This is a genomic window from Xanthobacter sp. ZOL 2024, assembly GCF_052932325.1.
On record NZ_CM128808.1, the window covers coordinates 855,480 to 869,279 of the forward strand.

Annotated in this window: 12 protein-coding genes; 2 read left to right on the forward strand and 10 right to left on the reverse strand. The window is 68.0% G+C overall.

All coding sequences use genetic code 11. The annotated features are described in order from the left end of the window. Nucleotides 1-294 precede the first annotated feature (294 nt). A complete protein-coding gene (locus ACU4E7_RS04250; protein ID WP_238123389.1) occupies nt 295-777 on the reverse strand; it encodes a putative porin in 483 nt (160 codons plus the stop codon). A gap of 53 nt (nt 778-830) precedes the next feature. Then, entirely contained in the window at nt 831-1,694 is an 864-nt protein-coding gene (locus tag ACU4E7_RS04255) for a xanthine dehydrogenase (RefSeq protein ID WP_447020738.1), read from the reverse strand. Between the two features lie 299 nt (nt 1,695-1,993). Between ACU4E7_RS04255 and ACU4E7_RS04260 the strand changes: the two genes are divergently transcribed. Together ACU4E7_RS04260 and grxD are read left to right on the forward strand one after the other, a co-directional pair. Further along, the gene (locus ACU4E7_RS04260; RefSeq protein ID WP_238123388.1) at nt 1,994-2,227 is read left to right on the forward strand and encodes a BolA/IbaG family iron-sulfur metabolism protein; all 234 of its coding nucleotides are present in this window, start codon (nt 1,994-1,996) and stop codon (nt 2,225-2,227) included. 103 nt (nt 2,228-2,330) lie between these two features. Then, nucleotides 2,331-2,663, forward strand: coding sequence for a Grx4 family monothiol glutaredoxin (grxD, locus tag ACU4E7_RS04265; protein WP_238123387.1), 333 nt, complete (start codon nt 2,331-2,333; stop codon nt 2,661-2,663). A 262-nt stretch (nt 2,664-2,925) separates the two neighbouring features. Here the strand turns inward: grxD and ACU4E7_RS04270 are convergent, their stop codons facing one another. The 8 genes from ACU4E7_RS04270 to murB form a co-directional block, all read right to left on the reverse strand. Next, the gene (locus ACU4E7_RS04270) at nt 2,926-3,420 is read right to left on the reverse strand and encodes a hypothetical protein (protein ID WP_447020739.1); all 495 of its coding nucleotides are present in this window, start codon (nt 3,418-3,420) and stop codon (nt 2,926-2,928) included. 125 nt (nt 3,421-3,545) lie between these two features. Next, nucleotides 3,546-5,897 carry a capsular polysaccharide export protein, LipB/KpsS family gene (locus ACU4E7_RS04275; RefSeq protein WP_447020740.1) on the reverse strand — a complete coding sequence of 784 codons (2,352 nt, stop codon included), beginning with the start codon at nt 5,895-5,897 and terminating at the stop codon, nt 3,546-3,548. 475 nt (nt 5,898-6,372) lie between these two features. Further along, nucleotides 6,373-7,305 (reverse strand): UDP-3-O-acyl-N-acetylglucosamine deacetylase, encoded by a 933-nt coding sequence (lpxC, locus tag ACU4E7_RS04280; protein WP_447020741.1) that lies wholly within the window; start codon nt 7,303-7,305, stop codon nt 6,373-6,375. Nucleotides 7,306-7,610: 305 nt separating this feature from the next. Continuing rightward, a complete protein-coding gene (gene ftsZ, locus ACU4E7_RS04285; RefSeq protein ID WP_238123383.1) occupies nt 7,611-9,332 on the reverse strand; it encodes a cell division protein FtsZ in 1,722 nt (573 codons plus the stop codon). An 89-nt stretch (nt 9,333-9,421) separates the two neighbouring features. Continuing rightward, on the reverse strand, nt 9,422-10,747 hold the full coding sequence (ftsA, locus tag ACU4E7_RS04290) for a cell division protein FtsA (protein WP_447020742.1): 1,326 nt from the start codon (nt 10,745-10,747) through the stop codon (nt 9,422-9,424). Continuing rightward, a complete protein-coding gene (locus ACU4E7_RS04295; protein ID WP_447020743.1) occupies nt 10,744-11,715 on the reverse strand; it encodes a cell division protein FtsQ/DivIB in 972 nt (323 codons plus the stop codon). Before ACU4E7_RS04295 ends, ftsA begins: the two co-directional genes overlap by 4 nt. Further along, nucleotides 11,682-12,602, reverse strand: a complete 921-nt coding sequence (locus tag ACU4E7_RS04300; RefSeq protein ID WP_447020744.1) for a D-alanine--D-alanine ligase — start codon at nt 12,600-12,602, stop codon at nt 11,682-11,684. Before ACU4E7_RS04300 ends, ACU4E7_RS04295 begins: the two co-directional genes overlap by 34 nt. 65 nt (nt 12,603-12,667) lie before the next feature. Next, nucleotides 12,668-13,645, reverse strand: a complete 978-nt coding sequence (gene murB, locus ACU4E7_RS04305; protein ID WP_447020745.1) for a UDP-N-acetylmuramate dehydrogenase — start codon at nt 13,643-13,645, stop codon at nt 12,668-12,670. Nucleotides 13,646-13,800: the final 155 nt, after the last annotated feature.

Genomic DNA, 13,800 nt, shown 5'->3' on the forward strand with positions numbered 1-13,800 from the left:
GCGCCGCGGCGCGAAGCCGCCGTTCGTCGCAACATAGGCGACATCGGGCCGGCCCATCCGCGACAACGCCGCAGCCTTGTCGCCACCATGAGAGGCCTGCAAAGCTGATGCCAAGACAACGTGCCAAGACAACGTGCCAAGACAACGTGCCAAGACAACGTGCCAAGACAACGTGCCGAGACAACGTGCCGAGACAACGTGCCGAGACAACGTGCCGAGACAAGATGCGAGAACAAGATGGCATCACGTCCGCGCCGACCAGGGGCGGACGCCAGCCCGGCGCTGCGCCGGCGCCTAAGCCTCCAGCCCTTCCGCAAGCGCCGCCACCACCGGCCAGCCGACTGCGCCGGTCGGGTCCAACACCTTGAGCGCGGCGAGCTTCTCGGCCGCCGCCTCGGGACGGCTCTGGCGCAGATGAATGAAGGCCAGGGCCTTGAGGGTGTAAAGGGCGAACCGGCCGGCGCCCTCGGGCAGGAGCGGTTCCGGCAGCCATTTGCGCCAGTCGGTGTCCCAGCCGGCCTGGGTTGCCGCCTCCTTCAGCCCCCCGTCGGCCGCCCGCTCCGCTTCCTCCAGATTCCCCTGGTAGGTGTGGATCTTGTAGAGGCAGAAATAGGTGGGCAGTTCATGGGGCGCGGCGGCCAGCGCCTGGCGGAACAATTGATCCGCCTGGGCCCGATCGCGCCGATAGGCGATGACGCCCTGCTGCAGCAGGGCGTTGATACCGGGCGGCAGGTCCCCGAAATTGATGACATCCGTATTGGGGAACAATTCGATCATGAACAACGGCCTGTTCTGAAAAGTGGCCGCGGCGTGGGATGTGGGAACCCGCCTCAGAAGATCGAGCGCAGCTCCTTCTCCGTCGCCTTGGCCTTGCGAAAGGAGAGCGCCCGGCTCACCGCCTTGGAGATGATAAGGGCGCGGGCATCGAGCCCCGTCCAATTGGCGTTACGCCCGCGCGGATCCAGCTCCAGCAGTTTCACGCCGGCGGGCACCTCGGTGCCGTCTCGCACCACGCCGCGCACCATGCCATCGAACGGGGCGCGCACCGGAATGCCCCCCAGATGACCCACCAGGAAGTCCTTGTAGACCCGGGTTCCGATCTCGATGGCGCTGTGCCAGCGCCCGGCCACCTCGGCATGAACGAAGCGCTCGGAGCGGCTACCGCCGAGCGGGCGGGCCACCCCGTCGGGGGCGTCGGTGGAGCCGTGCTGGATGATCTGGCCTTCCTTGCCCGGCCGCGTCTCAATGGCGACATCGCAATTGGCGCCACCGGTGAAGCCCGGCCCGAGCCCGATGGTGAGCCGCGCCAGCCGGCGCAGGTCGGGGGTGACCTGGTATTTGTTCATCCGCGCATCCACTAGAAGGTCGATGGAGCCGATGACCAGGAGATCCAGCAGGCCGAGATGGGTCACCATCACCCGGCCATCGCGCTGCGACAGGCCGCGGCGGATCTCCATGCCCGTATCCACCCGGGTGGCGGCGATGCCGTCCACATCCACGCCGTCGTCGAACAGCGCGTCGTGAAACGCCATCTTGCGGCGGATCACCGGCGGCATGGGGTCGTGAGAGAGGACAACGCCGTATCCAGACCGATACAGCTTAACCGCCACCGCCGAGGCGATCTCATTGGTCCCGAGGATTGTCGCGAACGCCGGAGACCGGCGGCGGTCCTCATGTCGTGTTTCGCTCATCATCCGTCTCTCATCGCAAAGCTCGAGACCGGCAAGCAAGACCTGGGCCGTTCTTCCCACCCGACATGACCGCTCGCCTGCCGCCCGGCTGGAACGGCCCCGGACGCGCCGCGACGTCGCCATGTCGCGAAGGCGACAGCAGGGATCGCGCGAAGGCGACAGTGGGGATCTCGCGAAGGCGACAGCGGATGCGGCAGAGCACCACTGGCCGTGCATTTTTCCTGTGCTGGCCAATGCTTGCCCGCTTCGCCCGCGGCTGGTGCCGAGTTTGCATGCAACAGCCGAGCAAAGGAGCACAGCCCATGGCCATGGACGGAGCCGAAATCGAGCGGTTGGTGAAGACCGCCCTGCCCGACGCCCACGTCGTCATCGTCGACCTCGCCGGCGACGGCGATCATTATGCCGCGCGCATCACCTCAGAGGCCTTCAAGGGCAAGAGCCGCGTGCAGCAGCACCAGCTGGTCTATGCCGCGCTCCAGGGCCAGATGGGCGGGGCGCTGCATGCCCTCGCCCTGGAGACCATCGTTCCCAAATGAGTCCCCCAGCTGCGCGCAAGGCGGGGCGACCCGACGGATCCCCCGGCGCGCGCAGCCCGCATTCCTCACTGCATTGCCTCACTCTGATTGCAGGATTTATCCCATGTCTGCCACATCCGATCGCATCCAGGAGATCATCGACAGCGCCGATGTCGTGCTGTTCATGAAGGGCGTGCCCCAGGCCCCCCAGTGCGGCTTCTCCGCCGCCGTGGTGCAGGTGCTGGGCCAGCTGGCGGTGCCGTTCCGCTCCGTCGACGTGCTGCAGGATTTCGAGGTGCGGGAAGGCATCAAGGCCTTCTCCAATTGGCCCACCATTCCACAGCTCTACATCAAGGGCGAGTTCGTCGGCGGCTGCGACATCGTCCGCGAGATGTTCCAGGCGGGCGAGCTGGCGGCGCTGCTGAGCGAAAAGGGCATCACCGCGCCCGCCGCCTGACCCCTGCCGTCCTTCCCTGCCGCACAGGAACGCACCCGAAGCACGGGGCGCGCGGCAAGCCGGCGCCCAGACCGGGCGCCGAGTGCACGCCGACAGGTCTGAACGTGGCCCGAAACGACAACGGCACCGTGGGCCAGATGGCTCACGGTGCCGTCACCTCTTCCCACTCCCGCCGTGCCGGAGATGCTCATCCACGGCAGCGGAAGCAAACCCTATCAGGGGCGCGCCCACATGAAAGCGCGCTCACGCGGCCCGGCGGAGATCAGGGCGCGGTGACTGCGGCACTGACCGCGCCGGCGGCCCATTCCTGGGGCGTGACGCCGGCGGCCTGGGCCTTCTTGTTGACGCCATCCACCACCGTGGGTGCCAGCGGAATGTCGAGGATCACCGCATCCTCGGTCTCCAGGCTGTACACCGTGCGCACCACGCGTCCGGCGAAGGTGCGCATGCGCTGCAGCTTCTGGGCGTCGGAGAGGGTGGCGTTCGCGGCCACCTCGGGGCAATAGGTGCTCACCAGATTGTCGATGATGAGGGCGCGGCTCATGCCGCCCGCCTGCAGCTTCTGCACGGCGGCATTGAGCACTTCCGGCTTGTCGAGCGGGTCGCCGGCGGCCAATAGAGCCTTCATCTCGCCGGCGGGCATGTGCCCCTCGGGCAGCCAGCCGCATGTGAACTTGGCCGGCGCGGCAAGGCCCAGCTGCGGCAGAGCGCACAGCGCAGCGGTGGTGACGGCAACAAAGAGAGACGCTTTTTTCATGTCGGATCCCGCACTTGAAAGCCCTGCGGCAAAGATCTCATGTGCTCTTGGCACGGGGCGCCGCAGAATGCAATGTCGCGAATGGCCTCGCCAAAGCCCTCGCGGCGCCGATGATCTGGGCGCCGTCAGCCTCGGCGCGCCGCGATATAGTCGATGAGGTCTTCCACTTCCGCCACCGCCCGTCGCTCGGGGTGGAAATAACGCGAATGCGCGATATAGGCCGCGTGGAAGACCGCCTCCAGATCCCGCGCCCGGCCGCGCCGTTCCAGCGTGATGCAGTCTTCGGTCAGGCCCCAGCCGGCGTAGAAGGGCAGCCCGAAGCAATGCACCCGCTTGCCGGCGAGCAACGCCTCGAATCCCAGTTGCGCGGTGACCACGAACACCTCGTCCACCTGATCGAGCAGGGCGTAGGCGTGAATGTCGTCCTCGATCACGAGAACCTTGTCGGCCAACCCCAGGGCCGCCAGTTGACCGGCATCGAGATGACTGACAGGCGCCCCCGCGGCCGGGCTCGACGGACGCTTCAGCAGAATGTCGCAATCGCCACAGGTGGCCACCACCTCCTGCAGCATGCGCGGGAAGGCGGTCGCATCGACGCCGCCGGCAGCCACCAATGGGTCGGACAGGGGCTGATCCACCACCAGCACCTTGCGCCGGCCCGCAGTGCCCACGGAGAGCGGGCGATCGGGTGCCACATTGTCCTGCGCCACCCGCAGACGCACCATCTGGTCGATGACCGCCCGCGCCCGCGCCCGCGCCTCGGCGGTGAGGTCCGGCCCGGCCGCCAGCCAGCGCTCTAGGCGCGTGGGCTGCCGGGCATCATAATAAGCGGTGCGCTCATCGAGCACGATGGACAGGCTAGGTGCCTCCTCCCCCTCCGGCGCGCCGATCAGGCCGGCGGCGAGGCTCGCCGTCGACCGGCCGAGGGCGCGGGCAGCCTCCGCCTGCGCCGCCACCTCCGGGCTCTCGGCAACGCCCCAGCGCAGGAACAGGTCCACGGAGGCGATGGGCTTGAGATGGGCGACGCCGCCCACGCTTTCGACACGGGTACGGGCATTAAGAAGGGGCAGAAGATGGGGCTGGCGCGCCTCCGCCAGCTCCGGCAGCGGCGGCACGCCGATCACGTCGAGCCGCTCACCGGCGAACAGGCGCTCCACGGCGGAAGCACGCGGCACCAGCATGTGCTCGTCGGCGGCCAGCTGCGCCAGATAGCGGCCGATGCGGGCCGAAGCCAGACCGTCGAAGGCGCCGGCGCCGAACATCTCCGCCGCCCATGCCATGCCGCTTTCGGGATATGTCCAGCCGCCCGCTAGCATGCGGTCCAGCAGCGGTTCCATCTCCGCCACGTTGCGCGCCGCGGGAATGCCCACCTTCTCCCAGAGCTGGTCGAACTCCACATATTTCATGGACAGCGCCGGCCGCCCGAGCAGCGCCGCCTCGAACAGCATGGTGCTGTTGACCGAGCTGACCACATCGGCGTGAAACAAGGCTTCCTCGGGGGTCACCAGATAGCAATGGGCGTCATCCACCGCCCCAAGGCCGGATTTGGTGAGAAGGTTGCGCGTCTCCGGCCCGAGAACATCGTCCTTCGAGGGAGGCAGTCGCACCAGAAGCTGCGCCCCGCGCGCTTCCAGATAAGTGAACAGATCCTCCACCGCCTGGCGCTGCGACTTGCGGGCCATGCGGGTGTCGAGCTGCGAATCCAGCGGCTGGGTGGCGAACAGCACCAGCTTGCGGTCGGGGTCCAGTCCATAGAGCCGGCAGAACTGCGCCCGCGTCAGCGCAGGCTGATAATCGGCATAGACATCGAACTTGGGCGCACCGACGACCTTGAAGCGATCCGCCGGATAGCCGCGTTCCAGAAAGATCTCGCGCTGCAGGGCGCCCCAGCCGAGGATCACATCGGCCATGGGAATGGAGGCTTTTGCCGTGGGGTCCCAGTAATATTTGCTGCGATCCACGAACACCGATTCATGGGGAATGAGGATTTTCGGAATTTCCAGCTCTTCGCAGACACTGGCGATGACATGGGTCACCGGTGTCCAGTCGAAAGTGAAGATGATGCCGCGAATATGGCGACGCATCTGCACCAGGCGTCGCACCACCAGGCGCCGGTAGCTGTCCGTATTTTCCTGCGCGAAGCGAAAGATGGCGCGGCGCGTGGTGTTATCCTCAATGCCGCTGAACATGTCGAACGGCACGAGCTCGTAGTCGTTGCTGGTGCCCAGCCGGGCGATCAGGGCATCGGTATGCTCGGTGATCCACGGCATGTAGAGGAAGACCGCCTTGCCCGTGGCGAAGTGGCGCTTGGTTTCCACCGACAGATGCGGCCGATACCAGCGGGGCACTTGAACCGCCACCTGCGTGCCCTCCCGAGCGGCCAGTTCGGCCTTGGTGGGTCCGCCCCCCAGGGCGCGCGGCAGCACCTTGCGCAGGGCCGAGGAGGTTTCGGAAACGAACTTCTTCAGAGCGCCCATCGCCCAATCCTCTCAACAGCCGGCATCCCGATGCGATCGCGTGGTCGCGGCTCGGTCCACTTGAGCACGAAAGGTTCACCTTTCCCTTCGCACAGGCACAACAGCCCACCCAGGGCGCAAGGCCGCCAACGCCGGTCGCCCCGCGACAGCCTTGGCATGCGCCCGAGGCGCGGTGCGGTTCTGAAAACGATGCGCCCCCTGCCCCATGCGTCGTCCGCCGGAGTTCGCGCGGGATCGCCTCGCGACGGACGCGGCTCTAGTGCCGCCTGTCGCCAGCACTGTCAATGCCGCCCCCACAACCCTGCCGCGCAGGCTGCAGGCATCGCCCGCACGGGCGGCTGGATGGCGGCACCCGGCTCCGGAACGGGGCACAGCATGGTGAGGACAGTCCGGCCTCAAAACGAAACCGCCCCGGGCCGGCTGGCGCGGGGCGGCATCAAACAGGAACAGGGCGCGGGCAACGCGACGGGGCGCCTCACCGCTCGGGCGCGAACACCGGCACCGGCGCGGCTCCCACCAGCTCGGCGGCGACGCGATCGCGCACCGGCTGGGCCGCCTCCACCACCGCATAAGCGGAGCGATCGGCGAGCAGGGCTTCCACCATGGAGAAATTCAGCTTGTGGCCACCGCGAAACGAGCGGTAGCGCGCCAGCAGCGGCAGGCCGGCCAGCGCCAGATCACCCACCGCATCAAGGGCCTTGTGGCGCACGAACTCGTCGGCGAAGCGCAGGCCATCGGCATTGAGGATGCCGCTGTCATCGAGGCAGACGGTGTTTTCCAGCGCCGCACCGCGGGCGTAGCCGGCGGCGCGCAGGCGCTCCACGTCCTTCAGGAAGCCGAAGGTGCGCGCGCTCGACAGCTCCCGGCGGAACACCGAGGGCGCCATGGTGGCCGCGAAGCGCTGACGACCGATGGCCTCGTGGGCGAACTCGATCTCGACTTCCAGGCGGAAGCCGGCGTCATAGGGCAGGAGCTCGCCGAAGGCCGCCCCGTTCTCCACCCGCACTGGCTTGAGAACCTTCAGATATTTCCGACGCCCACGCACCGTGGCGACGCCGGCGGCGTCGATGGCCTCCACGAAGGCGGCGGCGCTGCCGTCCAGGATCGGCACTTCCGGGCCGTCGATCTCCACCACGGCATTGTCGACACCGAGCCCGCTGAACGCCGCCAGCAGATGCTCCACGGTGGAGACGAGAGCGCCGGAGCGATCCCCCAGGACGGTGGCGAAATCAGTGGCCTGAACCGACTTGTGAGACACGACTGCCTTGCGCGGCGCGCTATCGGCGAAGGAGCGAATGAAGACAATACCCGTATCGGCAGTGGCCGGCTTCAGAGTAAGGGTCGCCTCGACCCCGGCGTGAACGCCGGCCCCCTTCAGGGCAATCTCGCGAGCCAGAGTGGTCTGCATAATCGGTGTCGTCCCATGCTCGGGGAGCACCGGCCATCAGATGGCCCCAGGCTCTCCCACAAAGCTCCACCTTGCCTTCCCACTTTCGCCCCGGTTGTCCAAAGAAACTGTCAACGCGGGGCATGTGGCCGGTGAAGATGGGCGCACCCTAGTCCTCTCGCGGCACTGCGCCAAATCACGCTTGCTTACCGCCTGTTACCAACTTCGCATCCCATTTTTTCGTTGTTTAACAAATGCTTAAGGCCAACCTTTCGGGTTGGCCTTAAGCCTGTTGTTACAGCCGTTTCGGCGGGATCAGGACCGAATCAGTTGGCCTGACGACGCAGGAAGGCGGGGATTTCGAGCTGGTCGTCCTCCTCGCCACGCTGCGGTGCGGGACGAGAGGGCACTTCCATCACCGGACGGGTCTGCGGCCGCTTGGCGAACTCCGACACGGCCTCGCCGGGATGGCCCTGCATGGCGCGGGGATCCTGAGCCCGAGGGTCCTGAGCGCGGGGCTCGAGCGGACGGCGCTCGGGGGCCCGCATGCTCGGCTGCTCACGGCGCGGCGCCTCGGCCGGCTCCTCCTCGCGGCGTCCCACGTGAGCGAGACGCTGCAGCAGGGTCATGCGCTTCTTGTCGGGCTGGGCCTGCTCCACCGGCGGCTCACCGCGCTGAGCGCGGATCTGGTTCTGCGCCGGCAGCGGCAGCTCATCCACCCGCGGCATGCGCGGCGCGCGGGGGCGCTGACTCTGCGGCGGGATATAGGGGGCGAACTCATCTTCCTCGTGCACCGGGGCGGGGGCCGGGGCCGGCTCCGGCTCGGAGAAGAAGGACGGCTTCGGCGCGGCGGCGCGGATGGTCACGTTGTCGATGGCCACCGGCTCCTCCTCGTGCATCATGGGCTGGCCCATGCTGGCGGGGGTGCCGAAATCTTCCATGCCGATGAGATCTTCGGTGGAGATGGCGGCCACCGCGTCGCGGATCTGCGCCTCGCGGCCAGCTTCCACGGCGGCGCGGCCGGCGTTGGACATCTTGCGGCCCTGCACCTCGGCCGGCGGCTGGATCTGATCCGGGATGGAGAGCGGATCGATGCCGGTGGCCACGACGGACACGCGGATGATGCCGTCCAGCATCTCGTCGAAGGTGGCGCCCAGGATGATGTTGGCGTCGGGGTCCACTTCCTCGCGGATGCGGGTCGCCGCCTCGTCCACCTCGAACAAGGTCATGTCCTTGCCGCCGGTGATGGAGATCAGCAGGCCGCGGGCCCCCTGCATGGAGGTCTCGTCGAGCAGCGGATTGGCGATGGCGGCTTCGGCGGCCTGCAGGGCGCGCTTGTCGCCGGAGGCTTCGCCGGTGCCCATCATCGCCTTGCCCATGTCGCGCATCACGGCGCGCACGTCGGCGAAGTCGAGGTTGATGAGGCCTTCCTTCACCATCAGGTCGGTGATGCAGGCCACGCCCGAATAGAGCACCTGGTCCGCCATGGCGAAGGCATCGGCGAAGGTGGTCTTCTCATTGGCCACCCGGAACAGGTTCTGGTTCGGGATGACGATGAGGGTGTCGACGCTCTTCTGCAGCTCGGTGATGCCGTGCTCGGCCACCCGCATGCGGCGCAGGCCTTCAAAGTGGAAGGGCTTGGTGACCACACCCACGGTGAGGATGCCGAGCTCACGGGCGGCGCGGGCCACCACGGCGGCGGCGCCGGTGCCGGTGCCACCACCCATGCCGGCGGTGATGAACACCATGTGCGAGCCGGACAGGTGGTCGCGGATCTCGTCGATGACCTCTTCGGCGGCGGCGCGGCCGACTTCCGGCTGCGAGCCGGCGCCGAGGCCTTCCGTCACGGCCACACCCATCTGCACCACGCGCTCGGCCTTGGTGAGGGTGAGGGCCTGGGCATCGGTGTTCGCGACCACGAACTCGACGCCGCTGAGGCCAGAGGAAATCATGTTGTTGACGGCGTTGCCCCCGGCCCCGCCCACACCGAACACCGTGATCCGCGGACGGAGCTCACGAATGTCGGGCATCTGAAGGTTGATCGTCATATTTTCGCTCCGTCGAACCCGCTCGGCTCAGTCCGCCTCTGAATGAATCCGGTCGACCACTTTGTTACGGCTGATTTGGTTAACCATGTCTAAAAGCTGTCCTTCAGCCAGCGTCCCACGCGGCCGAAATATCCCTGGGGCTCAGCCCCGACCGCCTGCCGCCGGCGCGGCTCAAAGTGTTCCAGGCCAGCAACTTGCGGGTAGACGAGCAGGCCCGCGGTGACCGCGAACGCCGCGCCGCGCGCCGCTTCCGGCAAACGAGAAACTCCTAACGGACGACCGATGCGCACCTGCGGCCCGATCGCCCGCGCCACCAGGTCCGCCAGCCCCTGCAACTGAGCGGCGCCGCCGGTGAGAACCACCCGCCGGCCGGCGTCCCCGGCATGGCCGGAGGCCTTCAGGCGCTCTCGAATCAGCTCCACGATCTCCTCCGCCCGCGGACGGACGATGGTGACGAGGCGGGACTTGGGGACCATCTGCGGCTGGTCGCGCGAATCACCCGAGAGGGGCGGCACGGTGAGCATGTCGTGCTCGTCGGCCGAGACCGCCACCACCGCGCCGTGGAGCGCCTTCATGCGCTCGGCATCGGCGAGGCGGGCGGGCAGGCCACGGGCCACGTCGTTGGTGATGTGCTGGCCACCGAGCGCCACCCCGTCCACATAGACGCAGTGGCCGCCGGTGACGATGGAGAAGGTGGTGGTGCCGGCGCCCATGTCGATGAGGGTGACGCCCAGCTCCATCTCGTCATCGGTGAGGGAGGAGAGGGCCGCCGCATAGGGCGCCGCCACCATGGCCTCGATGGAGAGGTGGCAGCGCTCCACGCACAGCACCAGGTTCTTGAGGGCGGTGAGATCGGCGGTGATGACGTGCATGTCGGCGCCAAGTTCCTGGCCCAGCATGCCGCACGGCTCGCCGATGCCCGCGCGCCCGTCGAGGGAATAGCCCACCGGCAGCGCGTGCATCACGGCCCGGCCATCGCCCACCGCATAGGTGGAGGCGGCCTCGAGCACCCGGCGGATGTCGAACTCCTCCACCGACGGCGCGGTGAGCCGCACCGCCGCTTCATAATGCTGGGAGGCGAGCCGCCCGCCGGAGACGCCGACCACCACGGAGGCGATCTGCACGCCGGAGGCACGCTCCGCCATGTCCACGGCCTGGCGAATGGCGAGCTCCGCCTTCGCCATGTCCACCACCGTGCCCCCCTTGATGCCATAGGCACGGGTATGGCCGATGCCCAGGACGTCGATGGAATGGGTGCGTCGGCGCAGCACGTCGGAGCCACCGCGCGGCTTCAGCTTGGCGATGGCGCACACCACCTTGCTGGTCCCGATGTCCAGCACGCCGACGATGCCGCTCTTCTTGCCGGGCAAGGGGCGCATCTTGGGAGCAAAACCCTGGGCGAGCCGGGACCTCATGCGGGGCCTCCTTTCTTGGCTTTGGACTTGGCCTTCAACGCCTCGTCGCGGGCCGCGGCGGCGGCGTCGGAGAGGCGCACCACCACCCGGTCGGGCAGCCGCAGGTCGACGATGGTGATGTCACGGGAAAGCAGCTTCTTATCGCGGTCGAGGCTGGCCAGTTCCTCCAGCGCGCCGTCCATGCCCTTCTCGGGCAGGCGCACGTCGATGCCGTTGCGCATCTTCAGGGTCCAGCGGCGGTCCGCCACCAGAATGGCGGCCCGCACCTGCTCCTTCACCGCCGGCAGCCGCGCCAGCGAATCGACGATCTCGCCCACCCGCTTCTCGGCCCCCTCGCCCACCACGATGGGCAGGTCCACATAGCGCGGGTCGTCCGAATAAGGGGCAATGGGAATGCCGTCGCGAGCGATCACCTTGATCTCGCCATTGGCCTGCCACAGCGCGAAGGCCTGGCGCTCGTTGATGGAAATGTCGATGCGGTCGGGGAACTGCTTGCGCACGCTCGCCGCCTGGATCCAGGGCATGGCCTCCAGCCTGGCGCGCATGTCGTCGGCATTGACGAACAGGATGGAGGTGGACGCCTTGATGCCGGCCCCCTGCAGGATCTCCGCCGGCGTCATGTGGTTGTAGCCGGAGAGATTGACCTCGCGGATCTTGAATCCCGCGAGGTTGGCCGCCGCATCGGCAATGTCCATGCCGATGCCCTTGGCCTCCTCCACGTGCTCGCCGCGCACGATGCCATAGGCCGAGAAGCCGCCGATCACCGCCACCGTCAGCAGGCTGGCGCCGCGCCGACCGAGCCGGGACCCCGCCAGCCGCACGTGCAGGCGCCGCAGCAGAAGGGCGAACCGGCTGGCCGGACGCGGATCGGCCGGCAGCCTTTTGTGCCGGCCGGGCGGAACGGGCGCCCCGCGCGGCGTCTGCCGCGAGGCCCTTACCGTTCCAGCGACGCGTCCTCCACCATCCATGTCACTAGCTCACCGAATGAGATGCCCGCGTGGGCTGCCATGTCGGGCACCAGAGACGTTTCGGTCATGCCGGGTTGGGTGTTCACTTCCAGGCAGACGAGACCAGAGGCATTCCCCTTGGACACGTCGTATCGGAAGTCCGCTCGGGACACCCCCCGGCAGCCGAGAGCTCGGTGCGCCGTTAGGCTTAACATCTGCACCTGCTCGTAAACTTCAGGTAAAATCCGCGCCGGAAGGATGTGTCTGGAGCCGCCAGGTGCGTATTTGCTCTCGTAGTCGTAAAACGGCTGGGTGGCCTCCACCTCGATTACAGCCAGGGGTTGGTCGCCCATCACCCCGCAGGTGAGCTCCATGCCGGGGATGAATTCCTCGGCCAGAAGGGTCTCGCCGAAGGCCCAATCTTCCCTGTGGAGTTCCTGGGGCGGGTGGGCCTGGCCCTCGCGCACGATGAACACACCGATGCTGGAGCCACCCACCACGTGCTTCAGAACATAGGGTGGCTTCATCACATGGCCCTGCGCCGCCTCGGCGCGACTCACGGTGCGCCCCGCCGCCACCGGCACACCGGCGGCCGCCAGCATGATGCGGGCCTGCCCCTTGTCCATGGCCAGCGCCGAGGCGAGCACGCCCGAATGGCTGTAGGGAATGCGCAGGATCTCCAGGATGCCCTGGATAGTGCCATCCTCGCCCGGATGGCCATGCAGCACGTTCAGCGCCACGTCAGGCGCCAGGCGCGCCAGCACCTCCGCCACATCCCGCTGGACATCGACACGGGTGACCCGATAGCCGCCCCCCTCCAGCGCCGCGGCGCAGGCGGCGCCGGAGCGCAGCGAGACCTCCCGCTCGGACGACCAGCCGCCCATGAGCACCGCCACGTGTTTGGTCATTGTCTTGGTCCTGGATCTGTCAAAGTTGTGGACACCCACCATGGGGCGCGCGCCTTGCGCTTTTGCTAATCGGCGGCCGGCAAGGCCAGAGGAAGGCCGATTCGCTTGATCTCCCATTGGAGATCCACCCCCGAATGCTCCCGCACCCGGCGCCGCACCTCTTCGCCCAGGGCCTCGATCTCGGCCGCTGTGGCTCCGCCCAGATTGACCAGGAAATTGGTGTGCAGCTCCGACACCTGGGCGCGGCCAAGGGTGAGGCCGCGACAGCCGGCAGCGTCCACCAGCTTCCAGGCGCTGGTGCCGGGCGGGTTCTTGAAAGTGGAACCGCCGGTGCGGCTCTTGATGGGCTGGGTGGCTTCCCGGCTTTCGGTGATCTTGGCCATCTGCGCGGCGATCTCGCCCGCATCCCCCGGCCGGCCCTCGAAGGTGGCGCGGGTGAAGATGAGATCATCCGGCGCCCCGCAATGCCGATAGGTAAAGTCCATGTCGGTGGCGGAGAGCGTCACCCGGGCGCCGGTCCGCGTCACCGCCTCGGCGCCCACGAACACGTCCTTCACCTCGCCCCCGTAGGCGCCGCCGTTCATGCGCAGGGCGCCGCCGATGGCGCCGGGAATGCCGCGCAGGAAGGCAAAGCCCTCGAGCCCCGCCTCTGCCGCCGCCCGCGCCACCTTCACGTCGGGCACGCCGGCCCCCGCGCTGATGCGCGTGCCGTCCACCGCGATGTCGGTGAAGCCCTTGGCGAGCCGCACCACCACGCCGGGCACGCCGCCATCGCGCACGATGAGGTTGGAGCCGAGGCCGATGACCGTCACCGGCACCTCCGCCGGCAGCACCGCCAGAAGGGCGGCCAGATCGTCCGCATCGGCCGGCAGGAACAGCAGCTGGGCCGGCCCGCCCACCCGGAACCAGGTGAGCTCCGCCAGCGGGGCGTTGGCGATGAGCCGGCCGCGCAGGTTCGGGACCCGGGCGCGCAGCTCGGGCACCAGATCGGCGAACGGCGCCGATGCGGCGTCCGGGTTCACCGGATGTTCCCCCACGCTCATGCGGCCAGCTCCCATGGTTTTCCGTCCGGGTTCGGCCTGCCTGTCCCACATGGGACGGCCCAGGGCAAGGCCGGCAGCCGCATGGGAGATGCGCCGGGGAACACGGTGCCGTCACCACAGGTGAGGCAAAGGGCGGGTCGTGGCATAATGCACCG

Bases quoted from the DNA above. Each gene is read 5' to 3' on its own strand.
- ACU4E7_RS04250 (WP_238123389.1), bottom strand. From the start codon at position 777: ATGATCGAATTGTTCCCCAATACGGATGTCATCAATTTCGGGGACCTG.
- ACU4E7_RS04255 (WP_447020738.1), bottom strand. From the start codon at position 1,694: ATGATGAGCGAAACACGACATGAGGACCGCCGCCGGTCTCCGGCGTTC.
- ACU4E7_RS04260 (WP_238123388.1), top strand. From the start codon at position 1,994: ATGGCCATGGACGGAGCCGAAATCGAGCGGTTGGTGAAGACCGCCCTG.
- grxD (WP_238123387.1), top strand. From the start codon at position 2,331: ATGTCTGCCACATCCGATCGCATCCAGGAGATCATCGACAGCGCCGAT.
- ACU4E7_RS04270 (WP_447020739.1), bottom strand. From the start codon at position 3,420: ATGAAAAAAGCGTCTCTCTTTGTTGCCGTCACCACCGCTGCGCTGTGC.
- ACU4E7_RS04275 (WP_447020740.1), bottom strand. From the start codon at position 5,897: ATGGGCGCTCTGAAGAAGTTCGTTTCCGAAACCTCCTCGGCCCTGCGC.
- lpxC (WP_447020741.1), bottom strand. From the start codon at position 7,305: ATGCAGACCACTCTGGCTCGCGAGATTGCCCTGAAGGGGGCCGGCGTT.
- ftsZ (WP_238123383.1), bottom strand. From the start codon at position 9,332: ATGACGATCAACCTTCAGATGCCCGACATTCGTGAGCTCCGTCCGCGG.
- ftsA (WP_447020742.1), bottom strand. From the start codon at position 10,747: ATGAGGTCCCGGCTCGCCCAGGGTTTTGCTCCCAAGATGCGCCCCTTG.
- ACU4E7_RS04295 (WP_447020743.1), bottom strand. From the start codon at position 11,715: ATGGATGGTGGAGGACGCGTCGCTGGAACGGTAAGGGCCTCGCGGCAG.
- ACU4E7_RS04300 (WP_447020744.1), bottom strand. From the start codon at position 12,602: ATGACCAAACACGTGGCGGTGCTCATGGGCGGCTGGTCGTCCGAGCGG.
- murB (WP_447020745.1), bottom strand. From the start codon at position 13,645: ATGAGCGTGGGGGAACATCCGGTGAACCCGGACGCCGCATCGGCGCCG.